Below are 18,320 nucleotides of genomic sequence, written 5' to 3'. Positions count from 1 at the left end.
ATGGCGAACGAGTGGGCCACTTTCGGGGCCGATCTCCATCTGGAACTGCGCGGTCCGCGGCTGCGGGCCGGGCTCATGGACGCGCTCCGCGAGGCGGTACGCAGCGGGCGCCTGGAGGCGGGTACCCGGCTGCCGTCCTCCCGGTCGCTCGCCGCCGACCTCGGCATGGCCCGTAACACCGTCGCCGACGCCTACGCCGAACTCGTCGCCGAGGGCTGGCTCACGGCCCGGCAGGGCTCCGGCACCCGGGTCGCCCGCCGCGCCGAGCCCCGCCGCCCCGAACCCCGCCGTGCGGAACCCCGCCGTTCCGTTCCCCTCCGCGCCGAGCCCCGCCGCCCCGGGCCGCGACCAGGGCTCGGACCCGCCGCCGGCTCTCCCGCGCGCGCCCTGCCCCGGCCCTCCACGCCCGCGCACAACCTGAAGGCCGGCACCCCCGACCTGGCGTCCTTCCCGCGCGCCGAGTGGCTCAAGGCGTACCGGCGGGCGCTCCTCGCCGCCCCGAACGAGGCCTTCGGGTACGGCGATCCGCGCGGCCGGATCGAACTGCGCACCGTCCTCGCCGAGTACCTGGCCCGCGCGCGGGGCGTGTACGCCCGGCCCGAACGGATCGTCGTCTGCGCGGGCTTCGTGCACGGTCTGATGCTGATCGGCCAGGTGCTGCGGAGCCGGGGCGTCCGCGACGTCGCCATCGAGTCGTACGGGCTCGGCCTCCACGCGGGTCTCCTCACCGGCGCGGGCCTCGGCACCCCGGTCCTGCCCTTCGACGAACACGGCACCCGGGTCGAGGAGTCCGGGCCCCTCGGCTCGGCCGGGGCCGTCCTGATGACGGCCGCCCACCAGTTCCCGCTGGGCGGCGCCCTGCCCCCGGACCGGCGCGCGGAGGTCGTCGACTGGGCGCGGGCCTCGGGCGGTTTCGTCCTGGAGGACGACTACGACGGGGAGTTCCGCTACGACCGGCAGCCGGTAGGTGCCCTCCAGGGCCTCGATCCCGAGCGGGTCGTCTACCTCGGCACCGCGAGCAAGTCCCTCGCCCCGGGGCTGCGGCTCGCGTGGATGGTGCTGCCGGAGAGCCTGGTCGGCGAGGTGGTCGCGGCGAAGGGGGCGGTGGACTCGGTGTCCGGCGCGCCCGACCAGCTGGCGTTCGCGGAGTTCCTGGGCTCGGGCGCGTACGACCGGCATGTACGGGCGATGCGGCTGCGCTACCGGCGGCGCCGCGACCAGCTGGTGGCGGCGGTGGCCGCGCACTCGCCGGAGACGAGGGTCAGCGGGATCGCGGCCGGCCTGCACGCCGTCCTGGCCCTGCCGCCCGGCACGGAGCAGGACGTGCTGCGGGCCGCCGCCTGGAACGGCCTCGCGGTCCAGGGCGTCAACCAGTTCCGCCGCCCCACGGTCCCGGCGACCCTGGACGGACTGGTCGTCGGCTACGCGACACCCCCGGACAGCGCCTGGCAGAGCGCGCTCCAGGCCCTGTGCCGGGTGCTGCCCCAGGCGCCGGGGGGCGCCTAGGGAGGGCCCTGGTCCGAGCCGGGGCCCCTGCGCGAGCCGGAGCCCTGGCCCGGGCCGCCAAGGCTCCTGCGTGAGCCGGAGCCCCGGCTCGGGCCGCCAAGGCCCCTGCCCGGGCCGGAGTCCGGTCCTGAGGCCCCGCCCACCCCCGATCCCGCCGCCCCCGCCGCCCCCGTCTCCACCGTCCGCCCGGTCCCGCCCACCTCCGGGGGTTCGCCGAAGCGGGCCAGGGTCAGGGAGCCCGTCACCGCGATCGCGAAGCCGGTGACGGCGAGCCAGCCGAGGCCCTCCCGGGTGGTGTCGCCGAGCCAGACCACCCCGATGATCGCCGGGCCGACCGTCTCGCCGAGCACCGCGCCCGCCGTCGCCGTGGTCACCGAGCCGCGCTGGAGCGCCGAGGTCAGCAGCACGAACGCGGCCCCGCCGCCCACCAGGAGCGCGTAACAGACCGGATCGGCGAAGTCGACGCCGTCGAACAGCCGGACCGCGACCTCCACCACCCCGAAGCCGAAGCCCGCCCCGAGGCCGAGGACCAGGGCGCGGGGCTTCGACGGCAGCCGCCCGCCCATGACGCCGAGCAACAGCACCCCGAAAGCGCTCACGAGCAGCGCCCAGGGCAGCCACTCGGGGCCGCCCTGGTGGCCCTCCTTCCCGGAGGCTAGGGCCAGCAGCGCGAGCCCCGCGCAGACCACGCCCACCGCCGTCCACTCCACCCGGCTGAGCCGCACCCGCAGCAACCGGGAGGCGATCGCCGCAGTGGCCGCCAGACTCGCGGCGAGGGCCGCGCCGACCACGTAGATGGGCAGGGTCCGCAGCGCCACGATCTGCAGGACGAAACCGAGGCCGTCGAAGCCGAGGCCGGCGATGTACCGCCACTGCCGCAGCGCCCGCCACATCAGCGCGATGTCGACTCCGCCACCGGTCCCCGGGGTCGCAGCGCGGGCTCCCATCGCCTGGAGAACCGAGGCCGCGCCGAAGCAGACGGACGAAGCGAGCGCACAAATCATCCCGAGTAGCACGAAATGACTCTAGGTGCTGCGGCTGGAATTGACCGGCCTACACTGTGCGGTCGCGACTGCGAAGGGGAGGCCCAGGACATGCGGAAACTGAGGTCGAGCACGGTGGTGCTCGGCGGGATGGGAGTGCTCGCGGCGACGATCACCGCGTGCGGCTCCGACCCGGACAAGCGGTGCGTCGACCCGGTGACCCGGGAGACGCTGCCCAGTTACGAGTGCGAGAGCGGCGGCAGCGACGACGACGGCACCACCCACCGGGGCTCGTACTACTACGGCGGCTCCATACGTGACAACAAGGTGAGCGGCGGCAGCTTCGACATGAAGGCCGTCGACACCGGCGGCTTCGGCTGCTCCGGTTCCGGCGGCGGCTGAGAGAGGCCCGGCACATGCGACGGCACACGATCGAACCCCGGCCCGGCTGGCAGGAGACGGTGGAGGAGCAGGGGCTCGTCTACCCGCTGACCCGCTACCCGGACGGTTCGCTGCGCCCGTACTGGGACGAGAGCGCGTACTACTCCTTCAGCCTGCCCGAGGTCGAGGCCCTGGAGGAGGTCGTCGAGGAGCTGCACACGATGTGCCTGGCGGCGGCCGCGCACATCGTCGAGCGGGACCGGTTCGCCGAGCTGGGGATCACCGATCCGAAGCTTGCGTCGCTGGTCGCCGAGTCCTGGCGGCGGCGCGCCGAACTCCCCTCCCTCTACGGGCGGTTCGACCTGCGCTACGACGGTACGGGACCGGCCAAGATGCTGGAGTACAACGCCGACACCCCCACCTCGCTCGTGGAGGCCGCGAGCCCGCAGTGGTTCTGGATGGAGGAGCGGTTCCCCGGCGCCGACCAGTGGAACTCCCTCCACGAGCGGCTCGTCGACGCCTGGAAGAAGCAGGCTCCTCTGCTGCCGCCCGGCCCCCTCCACTTCGTGCACTCGGACGGCGACGAACTCGGCGAGGACCTGATGACGGTCGCGTATCTGCGCGAGACCGCCCAGCAGGCCGGGCTCGAGACCGAGGCGCTCTCCGTCGAACGGATCGGCTGGGACCGGCTCTCGCGCCGCTTCGTGGACGACCGGCTCCGGTTCATCCGCAGCTGCTTCAAGCTCTACCCGTGGGAGTGGCTCACCACCGACCGCTTCGGCCGGCACGTCCTGGACACCCTCGACAACGGCGGCGGCACCGGCACGACCTGCTGGATCGAGCCCGCCTGGAAGATGCTGCTCTCCAACAAGGCGCTTCTCGCGATCCTGTGGGAGCTGTATCCGGGCCACCCGAACCTGCTGCCCGCCTACCTCGACGGACCGCGCGAACTCGCCACCACCACCGGCTGGGTGGCCAAGCCACTGCTCGGCCGCGAGGGCGCGGGCGTCACCCTGCACGAGGCCGGGGCGGAGCCGTTCGTACGGGACGGGGAGCCCTGCTGCTACCAGGAGCTGGCCCCGCTGCCCGACTTCGACGGCAACCGGGTGGTGCTCGGCGCGTGGGTCGTCGAGGACGAGGCGGCGGGGCTCGGCATCCGGGAGTCGACGGGCCTCGTCACCGACGAGTACGCCCGCTTCCTCCCGCACGTGATTCTGTAGAGCGGCCTGTCTTCGGCCCGACGTCAGATCTTCACGACGGTGACGGACGGGCCGCAGAGCAGTGTCAGATCCTCCGGATCCGAGGTCAGGACGGTGACCGGGCCCGCCGCACGGCGTGCGATCGCCGCCAAGACGGCGTCGATCGCGTACTTGTGGCCGTGCAGGCCGTGCTCTCGCAGGAGTACGGCCGCCTCGTCGCTCACGGAGCGGGTGACGTCGTGCACGTCGATGCGGGACAGGACCCAGTTGATGCGCGCCGGGTGAACGCGTTCGTAATCGGCCTCCAGGCGGGTCATCGCGGTGGTGGCCACCTGAATGCCTGTTTCCGTCGCAACCTGGACGCGTACCACGATACGCCGGTCCTTGAGGTAGAGCTTCGAGAGCCCTTCGCTGTCCAGCAGAAGCGTCCCCGCCATCAGGCGGCAGCCTCGCGGGCGTCGTCCGCGCCTGACGCGTGATGGCGCAGCTCGTCACGGGCGGCCTTGAGCTCCTCCTCGGTCAGCGGGTCGTTGTCGATCTCGAAGTCGGCCACAATCTCCCGGAGCCGCTCCATGGCGAGCCGATGTTCCAGAGCCTCTGCCACGTATGCGGAGAAGCCACCCGACCCGACTCGGCTCCGCACACTCTCCGCGAGATCCTCGGGCAGGCTGATCGAGTACTTCTTGCTACCGCTCATGTATCTGATCCTACTGTCGATGCCCCCCTTGCGGGCGGTTTTCGGCCGCACCGCCAGGGGAGTCCAGGGCTCTCGCCCTCAGGCCGACAGCACGCCCCGCAGCTGCTCCAGACCCCAGTCCAGGTCCTCCTTCGAGATGACCAGCGGCGGCGCGATCCGGATCGTCGAGCCGTGGGTGTCCTTCACCAGGACCCCCCGCTCCATCAGCTTCTCCGAGATCTCCCGGCCCGTGCCGTGCGAGGGCGCCACGTCCACCCCCGCCCACAGCCCACGGCCGCGCACCGCCTCCACCGCACCTCCGCCCACGAGCAGCCCCAGCTCCGCGTGCAGGTGCTCGCCCAGCTCCGCCGCCCGCTCCTGGTACTCGCCCGTCCGCAGCATCGCGATCACCTCCAGGGCCACCGCGCAGGCCAGCGGATTCCCGCCGAACGTCGACCCGTGCTCACCCGGCCTGAACACCCCGAGCACATCCCGGTCGGCGACCACCGCCGACACCGGCACTACCCCGCCGCCCAGCGCCTTCCCCAGGATGTACACGTCCGGCACCACGCCCTCGTGCTCGCACGCGAACGTCCGGCCCGTCCGGCCCAGACCCGACTGGATCTCGTCCGCCATGAACAGCACGTTCCGCCGACGGGTCAGCTCCCGCACCCCCGCCAGATAGCCGGCCGGCGGGACCAGGACCCCCGCCTCGCCCTGGATCGGTTCGAGCAGCACCGCCACCGTGTTCTCGGTGACCGCCGCCTCCATCGCCGTCAGGTCCCCGTACGGCACGATCTCGAACCCCGGCGTGTACGGACCGAAGTGGTCCCGCGCCTCGTGGTCCGTGGAGAAGCTGACGATCGTCGTCGTCCTGCCGTGGAAGTTGTTCGCCGCCACCACGATCTTCGCGTGCCCGTCCGGCACGCCCTTCACCTCGTACCCCCACTTCCGGGCGGTCTTCACGGCCGTCTCGATGGCCTCCGCGCCGGTGTTCATCGGCAGTACCGCCTCCTTCCCGCACAGCTCGGCGAGCCGGGAGCAGAACTCGGCGAACCGGTCGTGGTGGAAGGCGCGCGACGTCAGCGTCACCCGCTCCAGCTGGGCCTTGGCCGCGTCGATCAGACGCCGGTTGCCGTGCCCGAAGTTGAGCGCCGAGTAGCCGGCGAGCATGTCGAGATAGCGGCGCCCCTCGACATCGGTCATCCAGGCGCCGTCCGCCGAAGCGACGACGACCGGCAGGGGGTGGTAGTTGTGAGCGCTGTGCGCCTCCGCCGAAGCGATCGCGTCTTGTGTGCTCGACACGGGATCTCCGTTCGTCCTGCGGCTCGGGTGTGACCCGACGAGGGGGTGTGGCCCCTGTTTCTATCGTCGCTCGGATGCCGGACCGGGAAACCTCGCGCGCGCCGCGCCGTCCGCGGGTGTCCTGTCGGTCAGGCCGGGCTCGCGCCTGGCCTATAAGACACCCGCTACTCTGAGAACACGCACGGCGACTGGCGCGCGGGGAAGCGACCCCGGGGGAGCCGTGCGCGGCAGACCACACGAGACGCCGCCCGCCTGGGCGTCACGGGACCGAAGTCCCGCGTGGCGCCGCGCCTCTCACGCAGTGCCCCGGGATCCGCCGACGCCCGGAGGACACCACCATGACCACTCCGCAGCACCAGTACCAGCACCCCGCGCTCGCCGCCGCCGACCCCGAGCTCGCCGCCCTCGTCGTCGCCGAGGAACGACTCCAGGCCGAGACCCTGCGCCTCATCCCCAGCGAGAACTACGTCTCCGCCGCCGTCCTCGAAGCCTCCGGCACCGTCCTCCAGAACAAGTACAGCGAGGGCTACCCCGGCCGCCGCTACTACGAGGGCCAGCAGAACATCGACCAGGTCGAGACCCTCGCCGTCGAGCGCGCCAAGGCCGTCTTCGGCGTCGACCACGCCAACGTCCAGCCCTACTCCGGCTCCCCGGCCAACCTCGCCGTCTACCTCGCCTTCGCCGAGCCCGGCGACACCGTCATGGGCATGGCCCTGCCCATGGGCGGCCACCTCACCCACGGCTGGGGCGTCTCCGCCACCGGCAAGTGGTTCCGCGGCGTCCAGTACGGCGTCCGCCACGACACGGGCCTCATCGACTTCGACCAGGTCCGCGAGCTCGCCCTCAAGGAGCGCCCCAAGGTGATCTTCTGCGGTGGCACCGCGCTGCCCCGCACGATCGACTTCGCCGCCTTCGGCGAGATCGCCCGCGAGGCCGGTGCCGTGCTCGTCGCCGACGTCGCCCACATCGCCGGCCTGATCGCGGGCGGCGCGCACCCGTCCCCGGTCCCGCACGTGGACGTCATCTCCACGACGACCCACAAGACCCTGCGCGGCCCGCGCGGCGCCATGCTGATGTCCCGCGAGGAGCACGCCAAGGCCCTCGACAAGGCCGTCTTCCCCGGTCTCCAGGGCGGCCCGCACAACCAGACCACCGCCGCCATCGCCGTCGCCCTCCGCGAGGCGTCCCTGCCCTCCTTCCGCGACTACGCCCACGCCGTCGTCGCCAACGCCAAGGCCCTCGCCGAGGCGCTCCTCGCCCGTGGCTTCGACCTCGTCTCCGGCGGCACCGACAACCACCTGATCCTGATGGACCTCACCCCCAAGCAGGTCCCCGGCAAGATCGCGGCGAAGGCCCTCGACCGGGCGGGCATCGTCGTCAACTACAACACCGTCCCCTACGACTCCCGGAAGCCGTTCGACCCCTCGGGCATCCGCATCGGCACCCCCTCCCTCACCTCCCGCGGCCTCACCACGGAGCACATGGACCTGGTCGCCGACTGGATCGACCGCGGTGTCACGGCCGCCGGCACGGGCGACGAGCAGACCCTCGCCGCGGTCCGCGCGGAGGTCGCCGACCTGATGTCCGCCTTCCCGGCCCCGGGGCTCCCGGTCTGACCCCCGCGGGGCGGTGCCCCGGGCGGCCTTCTCCGTGACGGACCACGAAGGAGCCCGTCCGGCCCCGCCCCGGCCCCCGGCCGACCGGTTCCGCCGTCCGGCCCCGGCCGCTGGCAGTCCGGCCCCGGCCGCTGGCCGTCCGGTTCCGCCGTCCGTCGGCCCGCCCCGCCCGTCAGCCGCCGACCGACTCCGCCGTCCGTCGGGCCTCCTCCCGGTCCGGTATCCCCTCCAGCCGGAAGGTGAGCGCGCCCCCGTTCCTCGTCCAGAGGAGCGTGGGGCCCGCCGTGCGGACCTCATGGGTCCAGGCCGCGCCCGTCCCGTCCGTCATCGGGAACGTCAGCAGATGCGGGGCCGCGAACCAGTAGCCCTGCGCGCCGTCCGGGAGATCGACCCACTCCGGCTGCGTCCGCACCTGCTTGGCGAAACCGATGTCCAGCCGGGCCGGGAACTCGTCCAGCCGGACCGTCCGCTCCCCGTCGCGCCAGCACAGACTGATCACCGCCCGGCCCCGCTCGGCCGACCCCGTCACCGCCACCGCGTCCGGCGCGCCGAGCGCCGCCGGTATCAGCGGCTCGAAGCCCGCGAGCCGCCCCGCCTCCCCGAGGGGCACCGGCTCCGGGCACCCCGGGACCGCGCCACCGGCCCCCGGGACAGGCCTGCCGTCCGGGTCGATCCGCACGGCGACCCCACCGAACCCGAACCACTCCGCCACCGTCGCCCGCACCGGCGGCGTGAGCACCAGCACGATCAGCACCCCGGTCAGGCCCGCCACCAGGGCCCGCCACCGCGCCCGCACCCATTCCCGTACCGACGCGGACGCCGAGGTCCACCACCGAGGGCGGGCCGAGTCCGGCACCGGCGTCGGCACCTGCTCGGCGAGGAGCTGGGCGAGCACCCGCTCGGCCATCGACTCCCCGTCCACGTCCGGCACCCGCAGCCGCCGTCCCAGCTCCCTCAGCTCGTCCGGCAGACCCTCGTCAGCCACGCCCCTCACCTCCCTCCGGTCCTTCCGGTCCTTCCGTCAGGTTTTCCCCGAGCACCAGCCCCAGCTTCTTCAGCGCCCGGCTCAGCCGGGACTTCACCGTCCCCCTCGGCCAGCCGAGCGCCTGGGCCGTCTCCGTCTCGTCCAGCTCGAGCAGATAGCGGTGGATCACCACCTGCCGGTGGTCCTCGCTCAGTCCGTCGAGCGCGTCGAGGAGCCGTCTGCTCCGCTCCCGCTCCACCGCCGCGACCGCCGGGTCGGCCGACTCCGGTATCCGCGGCTCGCCCCCGAGGAGGTCCGCCTCCCGATCGGCGACGGCCCGCTGCCGACCCGCCGACCGCACTGTGTTCCTGGTCTCATTGACGACGATCCGCAGCAGCCACGGCCGGAACGCCGAACCCTCCCGGAAACGCCCGAGCGAGCGGTACGCCTTGAAGAAGGCCTGCTGCACCACGTCCTCGGCCTCCGCGCCCGCGCCGCACGCCACCGCAGCTCTCAGCGCGACCGCCGTGTACGCGCGGACCAGCGCCGCGTACGCCTCCGGCTCTCCGGCGCGTACCCGTGCGATCACCGCGGCCTCGTCGTCGACCAGGCCCCCCTCCCGCGTCCTCACACTCTTGATACACCGGCAGTCGGGGATCGGTTCCCACACCTGAGAGAATGAGTGCCATGGCCTCTGACAGTCCCCGCGCGCTCTCCGGAATCCAGCCCACGGCAGGCTCGTTCCACCTCGGCAACTACCTCGGTGCGATCCGTCAGTACGTCGCGCTGCAGGAGACCCACGACGCCTTCTACATGGTCGTCGACCTGCACGCCATCACGGTGCCGCAGGACCCCGCCGAGCTGCGCGCCAACACCCGGCTCGCCGCCGCCCAGCTGCTCGCCGCCGGTCTCGACCCGGAGCGCTGCACCCTCTTCATCCAGAGCCACGTCCCCGAGCACGCCCAGCTCGGCTGGGTCATGAACTGCCTCACCGGCTTCGGCGAGGCCTCCCGCATGACCCAGTTCAAGGACAAGTCCGCGAAGCAGGGCGCCGACCGCGCCACCGTCGGCCTCTTCACCTACCCGATCCTCCAGGTCGCGGACATCCTGCTCTACCAGGCCAACGAGGTCCCGGTCGGCGAGGACCAGCGCCAGCACATCGAGCTGACCCGTGACCTCGCGGAGCGGTTCAACGGACGCTTCGGCGACACCTTCACGATCCCCAAGCCGCACATCGTCAAGGAGGTCGGGAAGATCTACGACCTCCAGGACCCGACGATCAAGATGAGCAAGTCGTCGTCGACGCCGAAGGGCCTCATCAACCTCCTGGACGACCCGAAGGTCACCGCGAAGAAGGTCAAGAGCGCGGTCACCGACACGGACACCGTGATCCGTTTCGACCCGGAGAACAAGGCGGGCGTCTCCAACCTGCTGACGATCATGTCCACGCTCACCTCCACCTCCGTCGAGGACCTGGAGAAGAGCTACGAGGGCAAGATGTACGGCGCGCTGAAGACGGATCTCGCCGAGGTCATGGTGGAGTTCGTCACGCCGTTCCGGACCCGCACCCAGGAATACCTGGACGACCCGGAGACGCTGGACTCGGTCCTGGCCAAGGGAGCGGAGAAGGCCCGCGCGGTCGCCGCCGAGACGCTGGCGCAGACGTACGAGCGCATCGGCTTCCTGCCGGCCAAGCACTGAGACCAAGGACCCTGGCCCAAAGGGTGGTGCAGGCCGCACACTGGCGGCTGCACCACCCGACACAAGTCGACCGACGACGGAGGAGAACGACGTGGGGACCGTAACGCTCGGCGTTTCGATCGCGGTCCCGGAGCCCTACGGCAGCCTGCTCCAGGAGCGGCGCGCCGGCTTCGGGGACCCTGCCGCGTACGGCATCCCCACGCACGTCACCCTGGTCCCGCCGACGGAGGTCGCCGAGGAGCGGCTGCCGGAGATCGAGGCGCACCTCGCGGGTGTCGCCGCCGACCACCAGCCGTTCCCCGTGCGCCTCAAGGGCACCGGGACCTTCCGCCCGCTCTCCCCGGTCGTCTTCGTGAAGCTGAAGGAGGGCGTGCCCCTCTGCAACCGGCTCCAGCACCGGATCCGGGACGAGGCGGGCCCCCTCGCGCGCGAGCTCCAGTTCCCGTACCACCCGCACGTCACCGTGGCGCACGGCATCTCCGAGGAGGGGATGGACCGGGCGTTCGAGGAGCTCGCCGGGTACGAGGCGGCCTGGACCTGCCGCTCGTTCGCGCTGTACGAACAGGGCCCGGACGGGGTCTGGCGGAAGCTGTACGACTACGAGTTCGGCAGCGGCCGCCCCATCTCGGCGGTCCCCGCGCAGGGCGGCAGCCCGGTGGACACGCCGACGCCCACCGCCTAGAGCAGCACGTCACGACGTCACGACGTCACGACGTCACGACGTCACGACGTCAGCACCCCAGCACCTCAGCACGTCACACCGGCAGTCGCCGGAACAGCGGCCTCGGCACGTGTCGTACCGCCGTCATCACCATCCGCAGCGCCCCCGGCACCCACACCGTCTCCGAGCGCCGCCGCAGCCCCAGCTCGATCGCGGCCGCGACCGCCTCCGGCGTGGTCGCGAGCGGCTCCTCCGCGCGGCCTGCCGTCATCTTCGAGCGGACGAACCCCGGCCGTACGACCATGACGTGCACCCCGGTGCCGTGCAGCGCGTCCCCGAGGCCCTGGGCGAAGACGTCGAGCCCCGCCTTCGACGAGCCGTAGATGAAGTCGGCGCGGCGGGCCCGCTCGCCCGCCGCCGACGAGAGCACCACCAGCGAGCCGTGCCCCTGCGCCTGGAGCGCGCCCGCGCACACCAGACCGGCCGAGACCGCGCCCGTGTAGTTGGTCTGCGCGACGCGGACGGCGGCGAGCGGGTCGGACTCGTCGCGCGCCTGGTCGCCGAGGACCCCGAAGGCGAGCAGCACCATGTCGACATCTCCCGCAGGGCCGCCCTCGGTGAAGATCTTGCCGAGCCGCTCCTCGTGCGACGCGGTGTCGAGGGCGTCGAAGGGGACGGTGTACACGTCCGCGCCCAGCGCCCGCAATGAGTCCGCGGCGGCGGTGAGCGCGGGGGAGGGGCGCCCGGCCAGCCAGACGGTACGGGTACGGCGGGCGATCAGCCGGCGGGCGGTGGCGAGCCCGATCTCGGAGGTGCCGCCGAGGACGAGCAGGGACTGCGGGGCACCGAAGGCGTCCTTCATGGGGGCTCCTAGAGGTCGAGGCGGCGGGAGAGGTCCGAGGTGAGGGCGGACCGGGGGTCGAGCGCGGCGCGCAGCGCCCGGAACTCGTCGAGCCGCGGGTACATGGCGGCCAGCGTCTCCGGCCGTACGCGGGAGTCCCTGGCGAGGTAGACCCGGCCGCCCGCCCCCGCGACCTCCTCGTCGAGCGAGTCGAGGAAGGCGCCGAGACCGGGCAGGCCGGTGGGCAGGTCGAGGGCGAGCGTCCAGCCGGGCAGGGGGAAGGACAGCAGGCCCGGGTCGCCCGCCCCGAAGCGCTGGAGGACGGCGGGGAAGGCGGGGCAGCGGCGGTCCGCGAGCCGCCGGACCACCCTCCGCAGGGCCTCCTCCTGCCCGTACGGGACGACGAACTGGTACGGGACGGACCCCGCGCGCCCGTAGATCCGGTTCCGGTGCGGGATGCCGTCGAGCGGGTGGAGGAACGCGGCGAGCGACTGGATGGCGCCGGTACGCGCGCGGGGTGCCCCGCGGTACCGGAGCTCGTTGAGGAGCCCGACGGTGGTACGGCCGACGAGCCCGCCGGGCAGGTACGGCGGCGGGGCGGGCAGCCGTCCGGGGCGGAAGGCGAGAGGTGCCCGGCGGGCCCGGTGGCGGCGGGGCAGTGCGTCGTACGGGGTGTGGTCGCCGCGCGTGAGGACGGCGCGGCCGGTGGCGGCGCCCCGGGCGAGCAGGTCGATCCGGGCGACGGAGTAGCGGTACCGGTGGTCGGTGGCGGAGAGCCGGGCCATCGTCTCGTCGAGGTCGGGGGCGCGCTCGGTGTCCACGGTCATGAGCGTGGTCTCGACGGGCAGCAGCCGCAGGGTGGCGGAGAGGACGACACCGGTCAGGCCCATGCCGCCGGTGGTGGCGTCGAAGAGCGGGGTGCCGGGCAGCACGGTCCTGATCTCGCCGTCGGCGGTGAGGAGTTCGAGCGCGGTCACGTGCCGGCCGAAGGAGCCGGAGACCCGGTGGTTCGTGCCGTGGACGTCGGCGCCGATCGCGCCGCCGACGGTCACGTACCGGGTGCCGGGGGTGACCGGGACGAACCAGCCGAGCGGGAGCAGCGCTTCCATGAGCCGGTGCAGGCTGACGCCCGCCTCGCAGACGACGAGCCCGGCGGTGGCGTCGACGGCGAGGATCCGGTCGAGGCCGGTCATGTCGAGGACGGTGCCGCCGGCGTTCTGCGCGGCGTCGCCGTGGGCGCGGCCGAGACCGCGGGCGATGGCGCCGCGGGCCCCGGACGAGCGGACGGCGTCGGCGACCTCGGCGTGACCGCGGGGCCGCCGCACGCGCGCGAGGGTCGGTGCGGTGCGTCCCCAGCCGGTGATCGCCTCGCAGTCGTCGTCCAGGACGTGGGTCTCGACAGCCATGAGGGTGACCGTATAGCCGCCTCTGTCGCTTATGACGGTATTGCGGAGCGGTTCGTCGATATGGGTGATGAAAAGAGTGTCGGGAAAGAATCCCCGAAGCCCCCGGCGGACGACGGGGTACGGGAGATCGCTCACGGCGTGTGTCGCTGCCGGCCTCCGGGAAGTCGCTCGCGGCGTCCGGTGTATCGCTGCCGGCCTCCGGGAGGCCGCTCGCGGCGCGCGGGATGTCGTTCGCGGGCGTGCGCGCCCCGGCAGGGGATTCTCGTACCGCGCTCTCCGCGCACCGAACGGATCGAGGGGCAGACGTACGACATGGACTGGCTGACCAAGCTCCCCGTCATCGGCCCATGGGTCACCCGACTCATGCGGACCCACGCCTGGCGCTCGTACGAGACCCTCGACGCCGCCCACTGGACCCGGCTCGCCGCCGCGATCACCTTCCTGTCCTTCCTGGCGCTCTTCCCGCTGATCACGGTCGCCGCGGCGGTCGGGGCGGCGCTCCTCAGCAAGGAGCAGCTCGACAGGATCGAGGAGAAGATCAGCGACCAGGTGCCCGGCATCTCCGACCAGCTCAACATCGGCGGGCTGGTCGACAACGCCGGCACCGTCGGGCTCGTCGCCGGCGCGATCCTGCTGGTCACCGGCGTCAGCTGGATCGGCGCCATGCGGGAGTGCCTGCGCGCCGTATGGGGGCTCGACGACATCGAGGGCAACCCGATCCTGCTCAAGGGCAAGGACGCGCTCATCCTGATCGGCCTCGGCGGCGTGGCCCTCGCCTCGCTCGCCGCGTCCTGGCTCGGCTCCACCGCCGTCGGCTGGAGCGCCGACCGGATCGGGATCTCCAGCGAGGGGGCGGGCGGCTTCTTCCTCCAGGTGGCCGCCGTCCTCGTCGCCGTCGTCGCCGCCTTCCTGGTCCTGCTGTACGTCCTGACGCTGCTGCCCGGCGTGCACCCCCCGCGCCGTCGGCTCGTCGTGGCGGCACTGATGGGCGCGGTCGGCTTCGAGCTGCTCAAGCTGCTGCTCGGCGGCTACATGAGGGGCGTCGCGGCGAAGTCGATGTACGGGGCGTTCGGCGTCCCGGTCGCCCTGCTGCTCTGGATCAACTTCACCGCGAAGCTGCTGCTGTACTGCGCCGCGTGGACGGCCACGGGTTCCCGTCAGGAGTCCGCGGCCGACGACCGGTCCGAGTCCGAGTCCGAGTCCGGGTCCGCTACGGATTCACGTCCGGGTTCACGTCCGGGTTCACGTCCGGGTTCACGTCCGGGTTCCGGCGGGAACGGCGACGACGTCCCCCCGCCCCGGCCAGCGGCCAGCGGCGGTTGACCAGGAAGACGGCACCGGCGAGGAGGACGAGGACCCCGCCGGCCACGCCGAGCGCGATCCCGATGCCGCCGGACCGCTCCTCGGCGGCCGCCTGGACCGTGCCCTGCGAGGCGTTCTTGCCGGGCGCCGGGGCCGAGCCGTCGTCCGGTGCGGTCGTTTCGGTACGGGCGGACCGCGGCGGCACCAGCTCGCCGACCGGGGTCACCTTCCCGGAGGCGGCGAAGCCCCAGTCGAGCAGCCGGGCGGTCTCGCGGTAGACCGCGTGCTGCTCCTTCGAGGAGGGGTTCATCACGGTGACGAGCAGGACCTTGCCGTTGCGCTCCGCGACACCCGTGAAGGTGGCACCCGCGTGCGTGGTGTTGCCGTTCTTGACGCCCGCGATGCCCTGGTACGGGGCGACGCCGAGGTCACCGGTGAGCAGCCGGTTGGTGTTCTGGATCTCGAAGGTCTCGCGCTTCTTGCCCGGCTTCTGCTCGCCGGGGAAGGCGGCGCGGGGCGTGGCGGCGTACTCGCGGAAGGCCGGCTTCTGCATGCCGCTGCGGGCGATGAGTGTCAGGTCGTACGCGGAGGAGACCTGGCCCGGGGCGTCGTAACCGTCCGGGGAGACCACGTTCGTGTCGAGCGCCTGGAGCTCGGCCGCGCGGTCGTTCATGTCCTTCACGGTCTGGCGCAGACCGTTGTTCATGCTGGTCAGGACGTGCACGGCATCGTTGCCCGAGCGGAGGAAGACGCCGAGCCACAGGTCGTGGACGGTGTAGGTCTGCTTCTCCTTGATGCCGACCAGGCTGGAGCCCGCTCCTATCCCGGCCAGGTCGGTGTTGGTGACGAGGTGCTTGCGCTTGGCGTCGGAGAACTTCGGCAGCAGGGCGTCGGCGAAGAGCATCTTGAGCGTGGAGGCGGGGGCGAGCGGCCAGTGCGCGTTGTGCGCGGCGAGGATCTGGCCGTTCTCGGCGTCCGCGACGATCCAGGACCGTCCGGACAGCTCCTTCGGCAGCACCGGGGCACCGGGCCCCAGCTTCACCTGGGTACCGGGGTTGCCGAGCAGCGGCCCGCCGAGCGAGGACATCGCGTTCGGGGGCTTGGGCTGCTTGTCCTTCTCGTCCTTCGTGTCCGCATGGGCGGGCACGGCGACGACGAGCGGCAGGAACACGGCAGCAGCGACCGCCCAAGCGGTCTTCTTCGAAGCAGACACGGTCGTGAACGTACAGGTACGGAACAAGGATCCGAACCCCGGCTGGCGGTTCGGCCGGACTCGTCCACCCGTCCGCGGGGCCAGTGGGACGGACGCTGATACGGGGGTCATGAAGTTCAGCCGCCGCGTCTCCTGGTTCCTGCTCGCGTTCGGGGTGGGGAGCTGGTTCATCTGGATCACTTTCCATACGTAGCTAACCTGTAGAGCCTCGATGACGGAGAAGATCAGGTGAGAGCCTTGGCCCCTTTCGTTTCGCCCGTGGGAGCCGAGCGGCTGGACACCGTGCGGGTGGCCGTCTACGCCCGACAGTCCAAGGCGCGCCCCGACTCGTCCGAGGCGTCTCCGGAAGCGCAGGTGGCAGCCGGTGAGGCGCTGGCGGCGAGCCGTGGTTGGGAGGTCGTTCACACGTTCAAAGACGTGGGTAGGTCGGGTTGGGATCCACATGTGATCCGTCCGTCATTCGAAGACCTCATGTCCGCCGTGCGCGCGGGCGAGGTCGACGTGGTGGTGGTCGACGAACTCTCCCGGCGACATCGAGGCGGAGCGTCTGCGCGGGGCCAAGGACGAGATCAAGGCGGTCGGCGGCCGACACTCCAGCTCCGCCCCGTACGGCATGCGGGCCGTGCGCGAGAAGATCGGCAATCTCGTCGTCTCCGTCCTCGAACCGGACGAGGACAACCCGGATCACGTGGCGATCGTCGAACGCATGGTGGAGATGTCGTTCGCCGGAGTCTCCGACAACAAGATCGCGACGACGCTGGACGCGGAGGATGTACCCGCGCCGGGTGAGGCCGCGCGACGCGCCACCGAGAGGCGGATGGAGTCCGTCAAGAAGCGACGCGTGGCGGAGGACGACAGCCCCATCCGGTGGCGTGCGCAGACGGTGCGTTGGATCCTCTCCCGTCCCGCCATCGGCGGCTTCGCGAGCGAACGCGTCAAGCGGGGCAAGGCGTATGTGAACGTGATCGCCCGGAACGAGGCGGGGACACCTCTGACACCTCACCGGGGAGTGGTCCCAGGAGCCCGGTGGCTGGAGCTCCAGGAGAAGCGGAGCAAGCGTGCCAGGACCGACAGGCAGCCCGGCGGAGAGGCCACACCCACGCTCCTGAGCGGGTGGCGCTTCGCCACCTGCGGAATCTGCACGGGATCCATGGGGCAGAGCAAGAACAACGGCGGACAGGACTACTACATGTGCTCCAACCCCAAGGGGCACGGCGGGCTGAGCATCAAGCGCAAGGACGCCGACGACTGCGTCGCCGGACGGGTGTGGCACGTCTCGCCGGCGCGGACATGGACGACGACAAGGACAGGGAGTGGTGGCCGAGGCAGCACTCCGCTTCGCGGTGCAGCGGGATCTGTCCGGAGTCCAGGAAGAAAGGCGCGAGACGGCGGCGCACCTTGAGCACGTCCGGAACTCCATCGCCGAACCAACAGGTCGGCGAAGCTCTCGCGGCGGGAATCGAGGCGACGTCCGCCCAGGCGGCGCCGGTCGTCGACTCCCTCTCCGCGCTCTACGCCGAGACGTTCGAGCGTGCCGACGACGCCGAGCTGCGACGGTGGCTCGTCCGCCGTCTGGAGGCCGGTGCAGACCCGCGGGCGGAGCGCTACTGGCAGCTTCTGTCGACCGTCAACGGCTGGCCGGTACCGCCTACTCTCGCGCCGGTCTTCAGTTGGTTCATCACCGCTCTGCGCTCGCAGCTGAGCCGATAGCACGCCGCGCAGCCCCGGACATATCTGCCGCAGGGATGCCGGACCGCAGAGCAAGTGGGAAGAGAATAGGACGCCTCATGGAGGAAGACGGCGGCATGGACAAGCACGTCGCCTGGGAATGCGCCCCGGATTCACCCATCGCTCAACGCTCTTCGGGTCAACTCCTATTGCTTTGGCGAGAGTTGCGAAGGTCCATTCACCGCCCGCCATGGTGAGGCGTAGTCGCTCGTTTCTCATAGGGACGTTTTGCCCGCCGTAGGACGTCCCGAAGTGGGGAACGTACGAGGTTCCTACGTCCCGGCGACCGGGGCACCGTGGAGCGGCAGTCCGGGCCGCCCGTCGTCGTGTACCGGCACCCCCATGTGCGCCGAGCCGTACAGGCGTGACCGGTGAGCCGCGCCGTCTACCTGTACGTCGAGCACTCCAGCCGCACACCCAGGTTTCCCATCCCTTCCGTGATCGCGGCGGTGCGAGACGGCAGGGGCGGGAGGACAGGCCCCGTCCCGGGCGCTTCGCCGCAGGAAGGGCAGGCGGCCGGGACGGGCAGCGAGACAGCGCGGGGCCTTCTTCGGGCTCTGCTTTCTACTTGCCCGTGTTCGCTCGCACGCCCCTCAGGCCGATCACGCCGACCGCTGTCCCTAGGATGAACGACGTCACGGCAAGGGCGAGATGCACCCAGAAGTAGGCGGTCGGGTCGCCCGCGTCGTCGAAGGCAAGTCCGCTCGCGTCCTTGTACAGGTTCCGAGCGAAGGTGATCCAGATCATCCAAGACCAGGCACCGAACGCGAGCAGGAACCAGGACGTGCGACGGCTGAGCTTCACGGGATGCCCTTCCGGGGGTAGGCGGGTCGGTCAT

General features: G+C 71.9%; 18 protein-coding genes, 3 pseudogenes and 1 riboswitch. Of the genes and pseudogenes, 10 read left to right on the top strand and 11 right to left on the bottom strand.

Features of this window, described 5'->3' with window-relative positions; genetic code table 11:
• Nucleotides 1-1,506, top strand: a complete 1,506-nt coding sequence (locus N5875_RS15245; RefSeq protein WP_318208781.1) for a PLP-dependent aminotransferase family protein — start codon at nt 1-3, stop codon at nt 1,504-1,506.
• A 200-nt stretch (nt 1,507-1,706) separates the two neighbouring features.
• On the opposite strand, the pseudogene N5875_RS15240 reads toward N5875_RS15245, so the two are convergent.
• Nucleotides 1,707-2,510: pseudogene (locus tag N5875_RS15240) on the bottom strand (hypothetical protein); the annotation flags it as partial.
• Between the two features lie 90 nt (nt 2,511-2,600).
• Here N5875_RS15240 and N5875_RS15235 point away from each other — a divergent pair.
• Both N5875_RS15235 and N5875_RS15230 read left to right on the top strand, forming a co-directional pair.
• Nucleotides 2,601-2,891, top strand: coding sequence for a hypothetical protein (locus N5875_RS15235; protein WP_318208782.1), 291 nt, complete (start codon nt 2,601-2,603; stop codon nt 2,889-2,891).
• Between the two features lie 14 nt (nt 2,892-2,905).
• Nucleotides 2,906-4,090 (top strand): glutathionylspermidine synthase family protein, encoded by a 1,185-nt coding sequence (locus tag N5875_RS15230; protein WP_318208783.1) that lies wholly within the window; start codon nt 2,906-2,908, stop codon nt 4,088-4,090.
• 23 nt (nt 4,091-4,113) lie between these two features.
• Here N5875_RS15230 and N5875_RS15225 read toward each other — a convergent pair whose 3' ends face one another.
• The 3 genes from N5875_RS15225 to rocD all read right to left on the bottom strand — a co-directional run bounded on the left by N5875_RS15225 (nt 4,114) and on the right by rocD (nt 6,050).
• The gene (locus N5875_RS15225; RefSeq protein WP_338494336.1) at nt 4,114-4,506 is read right to left on the bottom strand and encodes a DNA-binding protein; all 393 of its coding nucleotides are present in this window, start codon (nt 4,504-4,506) and stop codon (nt 4,114-4,116) included.
• Entirely contained in the window at nt 4,506-4,766 is a 261-nt protein-coding gene (locus N5875_RS15220) for a hypothetical protein (protein ID WP_318208785.1), read from the bottom strand. The genes N5875_RS15225 and N5875_RS15220 overlap by 1 nt, the downstream gene beginning before the upstream one ends.
• Nucleotides 4,767-4,844: 78 nt before the next feature.
• Nucleotides 4,845-6,050, bottom strand: coding sequence for an ornithine--oxo-acid transaminase (rocD, locus tag N5875_RS15215; RefSeq protein WP_338494335.1), 1,206 nt, complete (start codon nt 6,048-6,050; stop codon nt 4,845-4,847).
• Nucleotides 6,051-6,224: 174 nt separating this feature from the next.
• A riboswitch (ZMP/ZTP riboswitch) is annotated at nt 6,225-6,315 on the top strand.
• A gap of 73 nt (nt 6,316-6,388) precedes the next feature.
• Here rocD and glyA point away from each other — a divergent pair.
• Entirely contained in the window at nt 6,389-7,666 is a 1,278-nt protein-coding gene (glyA, locus tag N5875_RS15210; protein ID WP_318208787.1) for a serine hydroxymethyltransferase, read from the top strand.
• Nucleotides 7,667-7,838: 172 nt separating this feature from the next.
• Here glyA and N5875_RS15205 read toward each other — a convergent pair whose 3' ends face one another.
• Together N5875_RS15205 and N5875_RS15200 are read right to left on the bottom strand one after the other, a co-directional pair.
• On the bottom strand, nt 7,839-8,651 hold the full coding sequence (locus N5875_RS15205) for a hypothetical protein (RefSeq protein WP_338494333.1): 813 nt from the start codon (nt 8,649-8,651) through the stop codon (nt 7,839-7,841).
• Complete coding sequence (locus tag N5875_RS15200; protein WP_338494332.1) at nt 8,644-9,261, bottom strand: RNA polymerase sigma factor; 618 nt, start codon at nt 9,259-9,261, stop codon at nt 8,644-8,646. Before N5875_RS15200 ends, N5875_RS15205 begins: the two co-directional genes overlap by 8 nt.
• A 56-nt stretch (nt 9,262-9,317) precedes the next feature.
• Between N5875_RS15200 and trpS the strand changes: the two genes are divergently transcribed.
• A complete protein-coding gene (trpS, locus tag N5875_RS15195; protein ID WP_318208790.1) occupies nt 9,318-10,331 on the top strand; it encodes a tryptophan--tRNA ligase in 1,014 nt (337 codons plus the stop codon).
• A 91-nt stretch (nt 10,332-10,422) separates the two neighbouring features.
• Entirely contained in the window at nt 10,423-11,013 is a 591-nt protein-coding gene (locus N5875_RS15190) for a 2'-5' RNA ligase family protein (RefSeq protein WP_266968540.1), read from the top strand.
• Between the two features lie 73 nt (nt 11,014-11,086).
• Here N5875_RS15190 and N5875_RS15185 read toward each other — a convergent pair whose 3' ends face one another.
• Both N5875_RS15185 and N5875_RS15180 read right to left on the bottom strand, forming a co-directional pair.
• Entirely contained in the window at nt 11,087-11,854 is a 768-nt protein-coding gene (locus tag N5875_RS15185) for a decaprenylphospho-beta-D-erythro-pentofuranosid-2-ulose 2-reductase (RefSeq protein WP_338494329.1), read from the bottom strand.
• Between the two features lie 8 nt (nt 11,855-11,862).
• Entirely contained in the window at nt 11,863-13,239 is a 1,377-nt protein-coding gene (locus N5875_RS15180) for an FAD-binding oxidoreductase (RefSeq protein ID WP_338494327.1), read from the bottom strand.
• A 312-nt stretch (nt 13,240-13,551) separates the two neighbouring features.
• Here N5875_RS15180 and N5875_RS15175 point away from each other — a divergent pair, with 312 nt between their 5' ends.
• Nucleotides 13,552-14,562, top strand: a complete 1,011-nt coding sequence (locus tag N5875_RS15175) for a YihY/virulence factor BrkB family protein (RefSeq protein WP_338494325.1) — start codon at nt 13,552-13,554, stop codon at nt 14,560-14,562.
• Here N5875_RS15175 and N5875_RS15170 read toward each other — a convergent pair.
• Nucleotides 14,450-15,754: a D-alanyl-D-alanine carboxypeptidase gene (locus tag N5875_RS15170; RefSeq protein ID WP_338494324.1), complete on the bottom strand. Its 1,305-nt coding sequence runs from the start codon at nt 15,752-15,754 to the stop codon at nt 14,450-14,452. The two genes, N5875_RS15175 and N5875_RS15170, sit on opposite strands and share 113 nt — an antisense overlap.
• Before the next feature lie 228 nt (nt 15,755-15,982).
• On the opposite strand from N5875_RS15170, the pseudogene N5875_RS15165 reads away from it, so the two are divergent.
• The 3 genes and pseudogenes from N5875_RS15165 to N5875_RS15155 form a co-directional block, all read left to right on the top strand.
• Nucleotides 15,983-16,231 (top strand): annotated as a pseudogene (locus N5875_RS15165) (recombinase family protein); the annotation flags it as partial.
• A 145-nt stretch (nt 16,232-16,376) separates the two neighbouring features.
• Nucleotides 16,377-17,156, top strand: a complete 780-nt coding sequence (locus N5875_RS15160; RefSeq protein WP_338494322.1) for a recombinase family protein — start codon at nt 16,377-16,379, stop codon at nt 17,154-17,156.
• Complete coding sequence (locus N5875_RS15155; protein ID WP_318209243.1) at nt 17,153-17,464, top strand: hypothetical protein; 312 nt, start codon at nt 17,153-17,155, stop codon at nt 17,462-17,464. The genes N5875_RS15160 and N5875_RS15155 overlap by 4 nt, the downstream gene beginning before the upstream one ends.
• Nucleotides 17,465-17,572: 108 nt before the next feature.
• Here N5875_RS15155 and N5875_RS15150 read toward each other — a convergent pair.
• Nucleotides 17,573-17,701, bottom strand: a pseudogene (locus N5875_RS15150) (XRE family transcriptional regulator); the annotation flags it as partial.
• A 345-nt stretch (nt 17,702-18,046) separates the two neighbouring features.
• Entirely contained in the window at nt 18,047-18,286 is a 240-nt protein-coding gene (locus N5875_RS15145; protein WP_318208795.1) for a hypothetical protein, read from the bottom strand.
• Between the last annotated feature and the right edge of the window lie 34 nt (nt 18,287-18,320).

The sequence above is a fragment of the Streptomyces sp. SJL17-4 genome (assembly GCF_036826855.1).
GTDB lineage: Bacteria > Actinomycetota > Actinomycetes > Streptomycetales > Streptomycetaceae > Streptomyces.
This window is presented reverse-complemented; position numbering and strand designations above follow the sequence as displayed.